Annotated in this window: 20 protein-coding genes; 15 read left to right on the top strand and 5 right to left on the bottom strand. The window is 68.9% G+C overall.

Features of this window, described 5'->3' with window-relative positions:
• Positions 1-97: 97 nt before the first annotated feature.
• From ABT170_RS28970 to ABT170_RS28960, 3 genes are all read right to left on the bottom strand, one after another.
• A complete protein-coding gene (locus ABT170_RS28970; RefSeq protein WP_329940680.1) occupies positions 98-820 on the bottom strand; it encodes a S1 family peptidase in 723 nt (240 codons plus the stop codon).
• A 217-nt stretch (positions 821-1037) separates the two neighbouring features.
• A complete protein-coding gene (locus ABT170_RS28965; protein WP_351872249.1) occupies positions 1038-2615 on the bottom strand; it encodes a hypothetical protein in 1578 nt (525 codons plus the stop codon).
• Positions 2616-2693: 78 nt separating this feature from the next.
• Positions 2694-3188 carry a GNAT family N-acetyltransferase gene (locus ABT170_RS28960; RefSeq protein ID WP_329940678.1) on the bottom strand — a complete coding sequence of 165 codons (495 nt, stop codon included), beginning with the start codon at positions 3186-3188 and terminating at the stop codon, positions 2694-2696.
• Between the two features lie 122 nt (positions 3189-3310).
• On the opposite strand from ABT170_RS28960, the gene ABT170_RS28955 reads away from it, so the two are divergent.
• On the top strand, positions 3311-3571 hold the full coding sequence (locus ABT170_RS28955) for a YbjQ family protein (RefSeq protein ID WP_329940677.1): 261 nt from the start codon (positions 3311-3313) through the stop codon (positions 3569-3571).
• Positions 3572-3609: 38 nt separating this feature from the next.
• Here ABT170_RS28955 and ABT170_RS28950 read toward each other — a convergent pair whose 3' ends face one another.
• Positions 3610-4689 (bottom strand): hypothetical protein, encoded by a 1080-nt coding sequence (locus ABT170_RS28950; RefSeq protein WP_351872245.1) that lies wholly within the window; start codon positions 4687-4689, stop codon positions 3610-3612.
• 316 nt (positions 4690-5005) lie between these two features.
• Entirely contained in the window at positions 5006-5443 is a 438-nt protein-coding gene (locus tag ABT170_RS28945; RefSeq protein WP_329940675.1) for an ATP-binding protein, read from the bottom strand.
• 164 nt (positions 5444-5607) lie between these two features.
• On the opposite strand from ABT170_RS28945, the gene ABT170_RS28940 reads away from it, so the two are divergent.
• The 14 genes from ABT170_RS28940 (at position 5608) to rpsQ (ending at position 12672) form a co-directional block, all read left to right on the top strand.
• On the top strand, positions 5608-6504 hold the full coding sequence (locus ABT170_RS28940; RefSeq protein WP_351872241.1) for a helix-turn-helix domain-containing protein: 897 nt from the start codon (positions 5608-5610) through the stop codon (positions 6502-6504).
• Positions 6501-6710, top strand: a complete 210-nt coding sequence (locus ABT170_RS28935) for a DUF397 domain-containing protein (RefSeq protein ID WP_351872238.1) — start codon at positions 6501-6503, stop codon at positions 6708-6710. The genes ABT170_RS28940 and ABT170_RS28935 overlap by 4 nt, the downstream gene beginning before the upstream one ends.
• 22 nt (positions 6711-6732) lie before the next feature.
• Entirely contained in the window at positions 6733-6942 is a 210-nt protein-coding gene (locus ABT170_RS28930) for a DUF397 domain-containing protein (RefSeq protein ID WP_351872235.1), read from the top strand.
• Between the two features lie 456 nt (positions 6943-7398).
• Positions 7399-7707 carry a 30S ribosomal protein S10 gene (gene rpsJ, locus ABT170_RS28925; RefSeq protein WP_003948644.1) on the top strand — a complete coding sequence of 103 codons (309 nt, stop codon included), beginning with the start codon at positions 7399-7401 and terminating at the stop codon, positions 7705-7707.
• A gap of 13 nt (positions 7708-7720) precedes the next feature.
• Entirely contained in the window at positions 7721-8365 is a 645-nt protein-coding gene (gene rplC / locus ABT170_RS28920; protein WP_329940671.1) for a 50S ribosomal protein L3, read from the top strand.
• A 4-nt stretch (positions 8366-8369) separates the two neighbouring features.
• Positions 8370-9020, top strand: coding sequence for a 50S ribosomal protein L4 (gene rplD / locus ABT170_RS28915; RefSeq protein WP_073718389.1), 651 nt, complete (start codon positions 8370-8372; stop codon positions 9018-9020).
• Complete coding sequence (gene rplW, locus ABT170_RS28910; protein WP_014154589.1) at positions 9020-9343, top strand: 50S ribosomal protein L23; 324 nt, start codon at positions 9020-9022, stop codon at positions 9341-9343. Before rplD ends, rplW begins: the two co-directional genes overlap by 1 nt.
• Positions 9344-9382: 39 nt before the next feature.
• Entirely contained in the window at positions 9383-10219 is an 837-nt protein-coding gene (gene rplB, locus ABT170_RS28905; RefSeq protein ID WP_003966957.1) for a 50S ribosomal protein L2, read from the top strand.
• Positions 10220-10231: 12 nt separating this feature from the next.
• Entirely contained in the window at positions 10232-10513 is a 282-nt protein-coding gene (gene rpsS / locus ABT170_RS28900; RefSeq protein WP_003966956.1) for a 30S ribosomal protein S19, read from the top strand.
• Between the two features lie 42 nt (positions 10514-10555).
• On the top strand, positions 10556-10903 hold the full coding sequence (gene rplV, locus ABT170_RS28895) for a 50S ribosomal protein L22 (RefSeq protein ID WP_004571827.1): 348 nt from the start codon (positions 10556-10558) through the stop codon (positions 10901-10903).
• Positions 10903-11739, top strand: a complete 837-nt coding sequence (gene rpsC / locus ABT170_RS28890) for a 30S ribosomal protein S3 (protein ID WP_007446736.1) — start codon at positions 10903-10905, stop codon at positions 11737-11739. The genes rplV and rpsC overlap by 1 nt, the downstream gene beginning before the upstream one ends.
• 5 nt (positions 11740-11744) lie before the next feature.
• The gene (gene rplP, locus ABT170_RS28885) at positions 11745-12164 is read left to right on the top strand and encodes a 50S ribosomal protein L16 (protein ID WP_014047785.1); all 420 of its coding nucleotides are present in this window, start codon (positions 11745-11747) and stop codon (positions 12162-12164) included.
• Complete coding sequence (rpmC, locus tag ABT170_RS28880) at positions 12164-12388, top strand: 50S ribosomal protein L29 (RefSeq protein ID WP_014047786.1); 225 nt, start codon at positions 12164-12166, stop codon at positions 12386-12388. Before rplP ends, rpmC begins: the two co-directional genes overlap by 1 nt.
• The gene (gene rpsQ / locus ABT170_RS28875; RefSeq protein WP_073718385.1) at positions 12388-12672 is read left to right on the top strand and encodes a 30S ribosomal protein S17; all 285 of its coding nucleotides are present in this window, start codon (positions 12388-12390) and stop codon (positions 12670-12672) included. The genes rpmC and rpsQ overlap by 1 nt, the downstream gene beginning before the upstream one ends.
• Positions 12673-12700: the final 28 nt, after the last annotated feature.

The raw sequence follows: 12700 nt of genomic DNA, 5'->3' as shown, positions 1-12700 counted from the left end.
GGTAGCTCGCTGAGCTGCAAGAAGGGCCCCCTACCTCTCGTGAGAGAGGTAGGGGGCCCTTCGCTCTGTGCTGGGGGGGAACCCGTACGGCCGAAGGTCAGACGCCCGCGATGGACCGGATCCAGGAGCGGTACGCGGTGACGTTCGTGTACGCGGTCGTGGTCTGCCGGTCACTCGTCGAGGCGACGCCCACCTGGACACCGCCCGCCGTCATCGGGCCGCCCGAGTCCCCGCCGGCGGTGATGCCGTTGCCGCGGCGCGCACAGATCGCCGAGCCGCCGTACGCGTCGGTGCAGCCGCCGCTGACGGTCACATTGGCCACCTTCAGATAGCGCGACTGACAGTTGATCTCGGAGCCGCACTGCGAGGTGGCGCCCCAGCCGAACACCTGGACGCTCTGCCCGACGCTCACCGATCCGGGCTGACCGAGCGGGGAGTACGTGCCCTGTACGGACCGGTCCAGCCGCACCAGCGCCAGGTCCGAGCTGTGGGTGTAGGTCTGCACACCGTTGGCCACCGTGCCGCCGCTGTGCTGGTCGAGGCTGCCGATCCGGAACGACAGCCCGCCGCCGGTGACGCAGTGCTTCGCCGTGAGGATCCATGTCGGCGCGATGATCGTCGACGAACAGGTCTCCTGGCCGTTGGAGAAGAGACGCGCGGCCCACGGGGCGTTCTGCGCGTAGCCGCCGCCGATGATCGGCTGGACGGCCTGGGCCGTGGGGGGCGGGGTGGCCTGGGAGGCCGAGGCGGTGGGTGCGAGAAGGGCGAGGACGGAGACCGCCGCGGCGGCGACGGCGGGCACGAGCCTGGCTATTCGCATGGTTCCTCGTTTCGGGGGAGGCACGCCGGTGGGCGTGTCTGTGGGGGTCGGTCGGCCCCAGGGTCCCGAAGACGGAGTGAACCGGGTACTAACGGTTGGACACAACGCGGCGTTATACCTGCCTCGCGGTAACTGCCTCGGGTACCTGCCTCCCGGTACCCGCCCCGCGCGTGGAGTGCGGCGGCGGGGTGTGGGCGTACGGCTGTGCGGGCGCCCGCTACCCGGCCACGGCCGCGACGACCGAGGCGATGATCGCCAGGGCGGGCTGCGCGATATCGGCGGCCCCCGCGAGCATTTCCCGCAGCCGCTCCGCCCGCAGCCGGACCGCGGGCCCGTCCGGCTCGGGTTCCGCGGAGAGCCGGGCCAGGTCGTGCACGGCCGCCGCGGCCTCGTCGCGGTCGGCGTCGGCGAGGTCCGTACTGGAGAGGGTCAGCCGGAGCAGATTGCGCAGCTCCTCGTGGCACAGGCCCGTTCCGTGCTGGTTCTGGAAGTCCTGGACGACGGTGTTCACGGGGCGGTTGATGAAGGTGGTGTTCTGCCCGTGGAAGTGGAAATTCTCGGTCACGGATGCTCCTGGCGTGAGAATGACCCGGCAGTTGTCGAGGTGGTAATCGGTGCTCGGCGCGGGGGCCGGCCGCAGGGCCGCCCTGATCGCCCGCTGGGCCGCTTCGACCGAGGCGAAGGCCGCGGCGTCGCCGCCCCGGCCGCTGCGCAGCAGTGCGCCCAGTACGGTACGGCTGTCGCTCGTGGCGCTGTTCCGATCGCTCTCGTACGACAGCGGTCCGTAGTAGCTGCCGCCCGGGGGTGCCTCCCCCAGCGGAGGGGCTGTTTCGAGAGCTCTGGTGATGCGGCCGAAGAGAGTACGGAAGTACCTCGGGGTGACGTCCTCCACCGGAAAGACGATCCTTCGCTCGCCCCAGGGCAGTCCCGGCCGGCCGTCGAAGAAGACCAGGCAGGGCACATGCTCCGGGTCCACTTTGAGCTGCGCGGCGATCTCGTACGCGCCCTGGGGGTCGTACGGCTGCCAGTGGAGCCACCGCATCGACGAGAGCACCCGGTACAGCTCCGGCTCCAGGTGCGCGCGCCAGTATTTCCGTGCCTCGGCCCATCTGGCCTGCCGCTCGACGACGAAGACCCGGGTGTTCGGCCCGGACAGGGCGTTGAGGTCCTCGAAGTGCGTCCGGACGTACGTCGCCAGCTCCACGTCGGCCGTGGTGTAGAGGAGTACGCCCCACAGCCTCGGCCCGTCGTCGGGGGCGGTCCCGTTCATGGCGAGCTGCATCCGCTCCAGCAGGACGGCCGGGTTCATGGCCGGGCCCATGGCGTAGCAGCCCTTGGCGGTGCGCTCGATGCACAGGACGACGAGGTCGTCCTCGCCGAGACCGGCCCGCTCCAGCGTCAGCCCCTCGTCGAACCGTTCGTCGGTGACGGGGTCGGCCAGCCAGGTCCGCAGGACCCGGTCCGCGAACGGGTCCCTCCCGTCCGCCGGAGGCCCCGCATCCGGCCGGGCGACACCGCGCCGACGGGCCTCGCCCAGCGCGAGTCTCCGGCAGTCGGCCACGGTCATGGACGGCGGTACGGAGATCTCGAAGGCCTCGCCGAGCGCGGCGTCGTGCAGCTCGTGCCAGCGGGCCGAGGCGTCGTCCGCGCTGCCGGACGAGGCGGTGTCGGACGAGGCGGTGCCCGTATCGGAGCAGAAGGATTCCAGGCGTTTGAGCCGCCATGCGGTCCGGTCCCCGTAGCGGCCGTAGAAGGCGGCCCAGTCACCTTCAACGACATCGATCAGCAGACGCACCGAGCCTCCCCCGAGAGCTGTGGGGGACCAGGTTAGGCCGCCGGGCCGGACAGGTCCGGGCGAACGGGGAAAGTGGTGTCAGGCCACCGGCTCGCGGACCATGAACGCATCGACCGGGTCCCGGCGCTCCTCGACGAAGCCGTGCCGCTCGTACAGGGCCCGTGCCGCGCTGCCCCGGAGCACGACCAGCCGCACGCGGGCGCCCTCCCGGTCGGCCCGCTCCAGCAGGGAGCGCAGTACGCCGGTGCCGATGCCGCGGCCCTGGAGCGCGGGGGAGAGGTAGAAGTTCTCCAGCCACCATCCGTCCGGCGCGTGGTCCGCGGTGCCGTCCGTCGTGCCGTCCGTACCGGGGCGCAGGGACACGCAGCCCGCGAGCGCTCCGTCCACGAGGATCACCGAGGTGTGCTCCGGGGCGTACGCGTCGCGCAGCCGCTGCCGTACGCGGTGCTCGTCGTACCGCCCCAGACGCTCCAGGTCGGGGCGCATCACGAGGGCCCGCAGTTCGGCCAGGGGCTCGATGTCCTCGGGGGTGGCGGTGCGGAAGGCCCAGCCGGGTTTCGTGCGCGTAGACATGACCGGATTCTCTCAGGCGGGCTGATGCACCCACCCGAGGGAACATCGCCGCCCTACCGCCCGGTCACGCGTGTGCACCGTCCGTTGTCGAACGGGTCGGACCCTGGCACCATGCCGTGGTTATGGCGAGAAGACTCTCTTTTCCGGTCCCGGTACTCACGGTCGACACCCCCCAGCAGATCAACCGCCCCGTTACCAACAGCTGGGTCGTCTGGGGCGACCAACAGGTCTTCCCCGGCGAAGCGTTCTCGTCCCTGAGCGTGAACGCGGCCCAGGTCGGGGCCGGTGAGGTCATCGGCGCGCGCCTGACGTCCATCCAGAAAGGGGTGGACGCCGGTTCCTGGTACGTAGTGGCCTACGGGACCGCGATCACGTACGGATAGGGCGGGGCGGGCGGCTGCGAGCGCCCGGCGGGCAGTTCTCAGGCGGCGATCCGCGCCGGTTCGGTTCGGCAGTCGCGGCAGTGGCCGGGGCTGTGGGAGCGGAACGCGCGGTCGCAGCCGTCGCAGGTCTGGAACGGGGTGACCGTGACACGGCGGCGGGGCGGCGCGAGGTCGTGGGCGCCGGGGAGCGGTGGGGGCAGCAGGGCGGTCAGCCGGTGCCTGAGAAGTTTCGCCGGGTGCCTGAGCGGATGGGGAAGGTCGCTGGTGAGCGCGTGGCGGATGGTGTCGGGGTGAGCCTCGCGTTCGAGCCAGGCCGCGACACCGGGTGCCAGATGGCGGACGTCGTTCTCGGACAGCGCGAGCTGGGGCGCATGGCGGCGCAGACCGGTGACGAGCGCGGTGGCGGTGCGGTGCAGTTCCGGGGTGAGCTCGCGGGGCCGGGGGAGCGGTGGGGGCGGCGGCCTGGGCGCGGTCGGCGGCGGTACGAAGCGTGAGGTGCGTGGGGGAGCGCAGGGCGGTGACGGCGGGGCGGGTGCCGGGGCCGGTGTGCTGGCCGGGGCCGGGACCGACTCGTGGGGCTCCGGTGCGGCGTCGGGGCCGGGCGCTTCCGGTACGGCGGGAGCTGCGGGTGCCTGTGGCGTGGGTGGCGCGAGTGGCTCGGGCATCGGTGCCGGTGCCGGTGATTCTGTTGCGACCCGTCCTGGAAGGGGCGTGGACGGTGGTGGGGCCGCCGCCGTGCGTGAGCGTAAAAGCTCTGCGGGCTGGTTGCAGAACACGGTGCGGGTGACGATCCTGCCCCCCGGCAGGCGGGTACGTGTCCGTTGCAGGTAGCCGTGGGCCTCCAGCTCGCGCAGGGCGGCGGCGATGCGGCTCTCGCCTTCGGGGAAGCGGGCGGCGAGCGCCTTGATCCCCACGTCGGCCCCCGGGGGCAGCGACTGGATGCGCACGGCGATGCCCACGGCGGTGGAGCTGAGGCCGGGGTGCTGGGCGAGGTGGTTGCCGACGACCGTGAAGCGGCTGGTGTGCGGGATCACGATGTGGATCACGCCGGAGGCCGGGAGAGGTCCGGGAACCTCCGCCAGGGCGCGGGTGAGGGCAGTACTCTGCTGCGTATCCATCGGGAAGCGGTTCTCTTCCTCGTTGGTCAGGCCCTCGATCGGGATTGCTGTCCCGGCCGGGGGCCGACGTATGTGCTGGTGTGGTGGCGCGAGCATATGCCTCCCAACCAGCGCGAAAGCCAGTGGAGTTGGCAAACCTCACCCGTGTGAGTGACGAGCCCCCGGGGTGCTTCAGGTAGTGGACGGGGTGGGGTCGGGTGGGGTTATTTCTCCGGGTTCTTTACGTAGTTGACGTCGAGGACCACCGCGTCGTGGCCGCCCACGATCCGGTGGGGGGCGTACCGGGTCGTGGCGCTTCACGATCCGGTGGAGCCGGTCAGCGCGCGAGGTCGAGTTCGGCCCACACCGTCTTGAGCGGTACGGGTCCGGGGACGACGCCCCAGTGGTCGGCCAGGGCCTCGACGATGAGCAGGCCCCGCCCGCTCTCCGCGTCGTCCTCGGGCGCCTTGACGGCCCCCGGACCGGGCGGAACGCTGTCGCCCCGGGTGTCGGCCACCTCGATCCGCAACAGGGCCTCGCCATGGACAGCGAGGTGCAGCCGGAAGTCCCGGCCCCGTACCCGGCCGTGCACCGAGGCGTTCGCCGCCAGCTCAGCGACGATGTGCGCCGCCGACTCCGAAGGGAGCCCCCAGGCGCCGAGACGGGCCACGGTGAGCAGCCGGGCGAGCCTGGCCGCCCGCCGGGTGGGCGAGAGCAGCACGGTGAACGTCCGGCTCGCGGCGGGGCGTTGGGTGCGGACCATTTCTTGGTTCATGTCACTCAGCGTGGCCGCCTCTGCGTACCGTGCCCAGTGACTGAGCCCTTGCGTACGGTGATTGTCCAGGGCTTGTCCGGCGCTGTCCTGACTGTCCGGCGTGACGCACCGGGAACGGACGCGGTTGACGGGAGAACGGCACGCACGTCGGAGGTGGAGCTCGCATGAGCGTGATGGGCGACGGTACGGGGCACGGGGACGGTACGGGGCACGGGGACGGCGGGGCGGACGAGCCCGGCTGGGACGTCGATCCCGACGACGAGTCGGGGGTGGCGGTGGTCGCCGCCGTGGGCCGCCAGATCAAGGCGTGGCGCGAGGCGGCGGGGATGCGGGCGTGCGAGCTCGGGGCGGAGATGGGGTACGGCGAGGATCTCGTCTACAAGGTGGAGGGCGGCCGGCGTATCCCCCGTCCGGAGTTCCTGGACCGCGCGGACGCGGTGCTGGGGGCGGGCGGGAAGCTCGCGGCGATGAAGACGGATGTCGCGGAGGTGCGGTACCCGAAGAAGGTGCGGGAGCTGGCCAAGCTGGAAGCTCGGGCGGTGGAGCTCTCGGCGTTCGGGAGCCACAACATTCACGGTCTGTTGCAGACCGAAGAGTATGCGCGGGCATTGTTCGGGATGCGGAGGCCCTCGTTCTCACAGGACGAGGTGGAGAGGCTCGTGGCCGCGCGCGTAGCCCGACAGTCCATCTTCGGCCGATTGCCTGCCCCGGAGCTCAGCTTTGTCCAAGAAGAGGTGACGCTGCGACGCCCCCTCGGAGGCAGAATGGTGTTGCGCCAGCAGCTCGAACGGCTCTTGGAGGTCGGGCAGTTGCGGAATGTCGAAATTCAGGTGATGCCAACCGGTCGCGATGAGCATGCTGGAATGGGCGGAGAGATGCAGGTACTGAAGTTCGGGGACGGCTCGGCGGTGGGGCGCTCCGAGGGAGACTTCGGGAGTCGGCCGGTCTCGGACCCGAAACACCTCCGGATCATCGAGCTGCGGTGTGGCATCATCCGGGCGCAGGCTCTCACTCCAGGGGAGTCGATGGCGTTCATCGAGCAAGTGCTGGGAGAGACATGATCAGCGAAGCCTCTGACGGAGACGGTTCCGCGCTGGAGTGGTTCAGGAGCAGCTACAGCGACAGCAGTAACAGCAATGAGTGTGTCGAAGTTGCGACCACCCCTGGCGCCGTCCACGTCCGCGACTCCAAGGACGTCCAGGGCCCGCGTCTCGCCGTTACTCCCGCCGCGTGGGCTGGCTTCGTCTCGTACGCCGCCGGGCATTGACCTCTTCAGGAGTGGGGGCGACATGATCCGTAAGCCGACTGCCTGGGACGCTTCCGCGCTGGAGTGGTTCAGGAGCAGCTACAGCAGCAGTGGCGACGGCAACGACTGCGTCGAGGTCGCGACCGCCCTCGGTACCGTCCACGTCCGCGACTCCAAGGACGTCCAGGGCCCGCGTCTCGCCGTTACTCCCGCCGCGTGGGTGCGCTTCGTCCCGTACGCCGCCGGGCACTGACCCCTCTGCGCGCGCCCCAGCCCATGGTCGTCGCCGGGCCGGGGGCGCGCCGAATGCGCGCCCGCGTTTGACCGCTCCCTCGCGGGGGGTAAGATCCTGGGCCCGATTGGCCAGGCTCACACCCCGTATGGCACACTGACCAGGTTGCTCGGTTGAGTGTCAATGCTGCGCGCCTCCCGCCGGGAGGACCGGAAGCGAGTCCCACAGTACTCGTCGGCCCCATGCGGGCCGGACGTACGGGAATCTTCCGGGAAGCAAAGCAGGGCGCCGGCCAGGCACCCGGTGGGTGTTCCGCCCCCGGTTCCGCGGTCCTCGGGCCCGCACCCCCTTGGTTGGGATCTCCTTCGGGAGATTTTCGTAGAGGGGATGCGACACGCCCGACCGCGTGGGTCGGCGGAGGAGTTACGAGAACCCCCGGGTTCCAGAGCGTTTCGAGAGACAGGACTACTAGTAGCCATGGCGGGACAGAAGATCCGCATCCGGCTCAAGGCCTACGACCACGAGGTCATCGACTCTTCGGCGAAGAAGATCGTCGAGACGGTGACCCGCACTGGTGCGTCGGTCGCGGGCCCGGTGCCGCTGCCCACTGAGAAGAACGTGTACTGCGTCATCAAGTCGCCGCACAAGTACAAGGACTCGCGCGAGCACTTCGAGATGCGCACGCACAAGCGCCTCATCGACATCCTCGACCCCACGCCGAAGACGGTTGACTCGCTCATGCGTCTCGACCTGCCGGCGGGCGTCGACATCGAGATCAAGCTCTGAGGTGACGCGCGAGATGGCTAAGAACATTAAGGGCGTCCTGGGCGAGAAGCTCGGCATGACCCAGGTCTGGGACGAGAACAACCGGGTTGTCCCGGTGACCGTCGTCAAGGCCGGGCCCTGCGTCGTGACCCAGGTCCGCACCAACGACAACGACGGCTACGAGTCGGTCCAGATCGCCTTCGGCGAGATCGACCCGCGCAAGGTGAACAAGCCCCTCAAGGGTCACTTCGCCAAGGCCGACGTCACCCCGCGCCGCCACCTGGTGGAGCTCCGTACCCCTGACGCCAGCGAGTACACGCTGGGCCAGGAGATCACCGCCGAGGTGTTCGAGTCCGGCATCAAGGTTGATGTCACGGGCAAGAGCAAGGGCAAGGGCTTCGCCGGTGTCATGAAGCGTCACAACTTCAAGGGCCTCGGCGCCGGCCACGGCGTGCAGCGCAAGCACCGTTCGCCCGGCTCCATCGGTGGCTGTGCCACCCCCGGCCGTGTCTTCAAGGGCATGCGCATGGCGGGTCGCATGGGCAACGAGCGGGTCACCACCCAGAACCTGACCATCCACGCGGTTGACGCGGAGAAGGGTCTGCTCCTCATCAAGGGCGCGGTCCCCGGTCCGAACGGCGGCCTCGTCCTGGTCCGTACCGCGGCCAAGGGGGCTTGAGGTAATGAGCACCATTGACATCCTTTCGCCGGCAGGCGACAAGGCCGGTACCGTCGAGCTCCCCGCGGAGATCTTCGACGCCAAGACCAGCGTTCCGCTGATCCACCAGGTCGTCGTCGCACAGCTGGCAGCTGCCCGTCAGGGCACGCACAAGACCAAGACCCGCGCCGAGGTCCGAGGCGGTGGCCGCAAGCCGTACCGCCAGAAGGGCACCGGCCGCGCGCGCCAGGGTTCGACCCGTGCGCCGCAGTTCGCCGGCGGTGGCGTCGTCCACGGCCCGCAGCCGCGTGACTACTCGCAGCGCACCCCGAAGAAGATGAAGGCCGCCGCCCTGCGCGGTGCCCTCTCCGACCGGGCGCGTCACTCCCGTATCCACGTCGTCACCGGCGTGGTCGAGGGTGCGATCTCCACGAAGGCCGCCAAGACGCTGCTCGGCAAGATCAGTGAGCGCAACAACGTGCTCCTGGTCGTCGACCGCGCCGACGAGGCCGCGTGGCTGTCCGCACGCAACCTGCCCCAGGTGCACATCCTGGAGCCGGGCCAGCTGAACACGTACGACGTGATCGTCTCTGACGACGTGGTCTTCACCCAGGCCGCTTTCGAGTCCTTCGTGTCTGGCCCCCAGACCGCTGAGACCGAAGGGAGCGACGCCTGATGAGCGAGGCGACCGTTACCAGCAAGACGTACTCGGACCCGCGTGACGTTCTCGTCAAGCCCGTGGTCTCCGAGAAGAGCTACGCGCTGCTCGACGAGAACAAGTACACGTTCATCGTCGCGCCCGGCTCCAACAAGACCCAGATCAAGCAGGCCGTGGAAGCGGTCTTCTCGGTCAAGGTCACCGGGGTCAACACGATCAACCGGCAGGGCAAGCGCAAGCGGACCAAGACCGGCTTCGGCAAGCGTGCTGACACCAAGCGCGCCATCGTGACCCTCGCCGAGGGCGACCGTATCGACATCTTCGGCGGCCCGACCTCCTGACGGAGGTCGAGTCGTCCGGAATCGGACGAGGACTGAGAAATGGGTATCCGCAAGTACAAGCCGACGACCCCGGGCCGTCGTGGCTCCAGCGTCGCCGACTTTGTCGAGATCACGCGGTCCACGCCGGAGAAGTCGCTGGTCCGCCCCCTGCACAGCAAGGGCGGCCGTAACAACGCCGGTCGTGTGACCGTTCGCCACCAGGGTGGTGGCCACAAGCGCGCCTACCGCGTGATCGACTTCCGTCGTCACGACAAGGACGGCGTGCCGGCCAAGGTCGCGCACATCGAGTACGACCCGAACCGCACCGCGCGCATCGCGCTGCTGCACTACGCGGACGGCGAGAAGCGTTACATCGTCGCTCCCCGTGGCCTGTCGCAGGGTGACCGTGTCGAGAACGGTCCGACCGCAGACATCAAGCCGGGCAACAACCTGGCGCTGCGCAACATCCCGGTCGGTACGACCATCCACGCCATCGAGCTGCGGCCCGGCGGCGGCGCGAAGTTCGCCCGTTCCGCGGGTGCCTCCGTGCAGCTGCTGGCGAAGGAGGGCACCATGGCCCACCTTCGTATGCCGTCGGGTGAGATCCGCCTGGTCGACGCCCGCTGCCGCGCCACGATCGGTGAGGTCGGCAACGCCGAGCAGTCGAACATCAACTGGGGCAAGGCCGGCCGTATGCGCTGGAAGGGCGTTCGCCCGACCGTCCGCGGTGTCGCGATGAACCCGGTTGACCACCCGCACGGTGGTGGTGAAGGCAAGACCTCCGGTGGACGTCACCCGGTCTCGCCGTGGGGTCAGAAGGAGGGTCGTACTCGTTCTCCCAAGAAGGCGAGCAACAAGTACATCGTCCGCCGCCGCAAGACGAACAAGAAGCGCTAGGAGCGGGTTTAGATGCCGCGCAGTCTCAAGAAGGGGCCCTTCGTCGACGGCCACCTCATCAAGAAGGTGGACGTACAGAACGAGGCAGGCACCAAGAACGTCATCAAGACCTGGTCCCGTCGCTCGATGATCGTCCCGGCCATGCTGGGTCACACCATCGCGGTGCACAACGGCAAGATCCACGTCCCGGTGTTCGTCACCGAGTCGATGGTCGGCCACAAGCTCGGCGAGTTCTCGCCGACTCGCACCTTCCGCGGCCACGTCAAGGACGACCGGAAGTCGAAGCGCCGCTAGCGCGGGGTGGAAACGACTATGACTTACACCGAAGGGACAACCATGGAAGCCAGGGCCCAGGCGCGGTACATCCGCGTCACGCCCATGAAGGCCCGCCGCGTGGTGGACCTCATCCGTGGCATGGATGCCACGGAGGCTCAGGCGGTCCTGCGTTTCGCCCCGCAGGCCGCGAGCGTGCCGGTTGGCAAGGTGCTTGACAGCGCCATTGCCAACGCTGCACACAACTACGACCACACCGACGCCTCTTCGCTGGTCATCAGCGAGGCGTACGTGGACGAGGGCCCGACCCTGAAGCGGTTCCGTCCGCGTGCTCAGGGCCGTGCCTACCGGATCCGTAAGCGGACCAGCCACATCACCGTGGTCGTCAGCAGCAAGGAAGGAACCCGGTAATGGGCCAGAAGGTAAACCCGCACGGGTTCCGGCTCGGCATTACCACGGACTTCAAGTCCCGTTGGTACGCCGACAAGCTGTACAAGGACTACGTCAAGGAAGACGTCGCCATTCGTCGCATGATGACGAAGGGCATGGAGCGGGCCGGCATCTCGAAGGTCGAGATCGAGCGCACCCGCGACCGCGTCCGCGTTGACATCCACACCGCCCGTCCGGGCATCGTCATCGGCCGCCGCGGCGCCGAGGCCGATCGCATCCGTGGCGAGCTGGAGAAGCTGACCGGCAAGCAGGTCCAGCTGAACATCCTCGAGGTCAAGAACCCCGAGGTGGACGCTCAGCTGGTGGCCCAGGCCGTCGCCGAGCAGCTCTCCTCCCGCGTCTCCTTCCGTCGTGCCATGCGCAAGAGCATGCAGAGCTCGATGAAGGCCGGCGCCAAGGGCATCAAGATCCAGTGCGGCGGTCGCCTCGGCGGCGCCGAGATGTCCCGCTCGGAGTTCTACCGCGAGGGCCGCGTGCCCCTGCACACGCTCCGTGCGAACGTCGACTACGGCTTCTTCGAGGCCAAGACGACCTTCGGCCGCATCGGCGTGAAGGTCTGGATCTACAAGGGCGACGTCAAGAACATCGCCGAGGTCCGCGCCGAGAACGCCGCAGCCCGCGCCGGCAACCGTCCGGCTCGTGGCGGCGCTGACCGCCCGGCCGGCCGCGGTGGCCGTGGTGGCGAGCGTGGCGGTCGCGGCCGCAAGCCGCAGCAGTCGCCGGCAGCCGAGGCCCCCAAGGCCGACGCTCCCGCCGCCGCTGCTCCGGCTGCTGAGAGCACCGGAACGGAGGCCTGACCGAAATGCTGATCCCCCGTAGGGTCAAGCACCGCAAGCAGCACCACCCGAAGCGCAGCGGTATGTCCAAGGGTGGCACGCAGGTTGCGTTCGGCGAGTACGGCATCCAGGCGCTGACTCCGGCGTACGTGACGAACCGCCAGATCGAGGCAGCTCGTATCGCGATGACCCGCCACATCAAGCGTGGCGGCAAGGTCTGGATCAACATCTACCCGGACCGCCCCCTGACGAAGAAGCCTGCCGAGACCCGCATGGGTTCCGGTAAGGGTTCTCCCGAGTGGTGGATCGCGAACGTCAAGCCCGGTCGGGTGATGTTCGAGCTGTCCTACCCGAACGAGAAGATTGCTCGTGAGGCGCTTACCCGCGCTGCTCACAAGCTTCCGATGAAGTGCCGGATCGTTCGGCGCGAGGCAGGTGAGTCGTGATGTCGGCCGGTACCAAGGCGTCCGAGCTGCGCGAGCTGGGCAACGAGGAGCTTCTCAACAAGCTTCGCGAGGCCAAGGAAGAGCTGTTCAACCTCCGCTTCCAGGCGGCGACTGGTCAGCTCGAGAACCACGGCCGGCTCAAGTCCGTCCGTAAGGACATCGCCCGGATCTACACCCTGATGCGTGAGCGCGAGCTGGGCATCGAGACGGTGGAGAGCGTCTGATGAGCGAGAAGACTGTGACTGAGACCAACACCGACCGCGGTTTCCGCAAGACCCGTGAGGGTCTGGTCGTCAGCGACAAGATGGACAAGACCGTCGTCGTCGCTGTCGAGGACCGTGTCAAGCACGCGCTGTACGGCAAGGTCATCCGCCGTACGAACAAGCTCAAGGCCCACGACGAGCAGAACGCTGCCGGCGTCGGCGACCGTGTCATCATCATGGAGACCCGGCCGCTGTCCGCCTCGAAGCGCTGGCGCATCGTCGAGATCCTCGAGAAGGCCAAGTAATTCCTGAGGGGCATTCCCCTCAGGCAAG

The sequence above is a fragment of the Streptomyces sp. NPDC001787 genome (assembly GCF_040297465.1).
GTDB lineage: Bacteria > Actinomycetota > Actinomycetes > Streptomycetales > Streptomycetaceae > Streptomyces.
This window is presented reverse-complemented; position numbering and strand designations above follow the sequence as displayed.

What these genes read in the sequence shown, in the direction of transcription:
- rpsS (WP_003966956.1), top strand. Translation starts at nt 10,232, where the DNA reads ATGCCGCGCAGTCTCAAGAAGGGGCCCTTCGTCGACGGCCACCTCATC.
- ABT170_RS28940 (WP_351872241.1), top strand. Translation starts at nt 5,608, where the DNA reads ATGAGCGTGATGGGCGACGGTACGGGGCACGGGGACGGTACGGGGCAC.
- ABT170_RS28930 (WP_351872235.1), top strand. Translation starts at nt 6,733, where the DNA reads ATGATCCGTAAGCCGACTGCCTGGGACGCTTCCGCGCTGGAGTGGTTC.
- rplD (WP_073718389.1), top strand. Translation starts at nt 8,370, where the DNA reads ATGAGCACCATTGACATCCTTTCGCCGGCAGGCGACAAGGCCGGTACC.
- rpsJ (WP_003948644.1), top strand. Translation starts at nt 7,399, where the DNA reads ATGGCGGGACAGAAGATCCGCATCCGGCTCAAGGCCTACGACCACGAG.
- rpsC (WP_007446736.1), top strand. Translation starts at nt 10,903, where the DNA reads ATGGGCCAGAAGGTAAACCCGCACGGGTTCCGGCTCGGCATTACCACG.
- rpmC (WP_014047786.1), top strand. Translation starts at nt 12,164, where the DNA reads ATGTCGGCCGGTACCAAGGCGTCCGAGCTGCGCGAGCTGGGCAACGAG.
- rplP (WP_014047785.1), top strand. Translation starts at nt 11,745, where the DNA reads ATGCTGATCCCCCGTAGGGTCAAGCACCGCAAGCAGCACCACCCGAAG.
- ABT170_RS28970 (WP_329940680.1), bottom strand. Translation starts at nt 820, where the DNA reads ATGCGAATAGCCAGGCTCGTGCCCGCCGTCGCCGCCGCGGCGGTCTCC.
- rplC (WP_329940671.1), top strand. Translation starts at nt 7,721, where the DNA reads ATGGCTAAGAACATTAAGGGCGTCCTGGGCGAGAAGCTCGGCATGACC.
- ABT170_RS28945 (WP_329940675.1), bottom strand. Translation starts at nt 5,443, where the DNA reads ATGAACCAAGAAATGGTCCGCACCCAACGCCCCGCCGCGAGCCGGACG.
- rpsQ (WP_073718385.1), top strand. Translation starts at nt 12,388, where the DNA reads ATGAGCGAGAAGACTGTGACTGAGACCAACACCGACCGCGGTTTCCGC.
- ABT170_RS28955 (WP_329940677.1), top strand. Translation starts at nt 3,311, where the DNA reads ATGGCGAGAAGACTCTCTTTTCCGGTCCCGGTACTCACGGTCGACACC.
- rplW (WP_014154589.1), top strand. Translation starts at nt 9,020, where the DNA reads ATGAGCGAGGCGACCGTTACCAGCAAGACGTACTCGGACCCGCGTGAC.
- ABT170_RS28960 (WP_329940678.1), bottom strand. Translation starts at nt 3,188, where the DNA reads ATGTCTACGCGCACGAAACCCGGCTGGGCCTTCCGCACCGCCACCCCC.
- ABT170_RS28935 (WP_351872238.1), top strand. Translation starts at nt 6,501, where the DNA reads ATGATCAGCGAAGCCTCTGACGGAGACGGTTCCGCGCTGGAGTGGTTC.
- ABT170_RS28950 (WP_351872245.1), bottom strand. Translation starts at nt 4,689, where the DNA reads ATGGATACGCAGCAGAGTACTGCCCTCACCCGCGCCCTGGCGGAGGTT.
- rplV (WP_004571827.1), top strand. Translation starts at nt 10,556, where the DNA reads ATGGAAGCCAGGGCCCAGGCGCGGTACATCCGCGTCACGCCCATGAAG.
- rplB (WP_003966957.1), top strand. Translation starts at nt 9,383, where the DNA reads ATGGGTATCCGCAAGTACAAGCCGACGACCCCGGGCCGTCGTGGCTCC.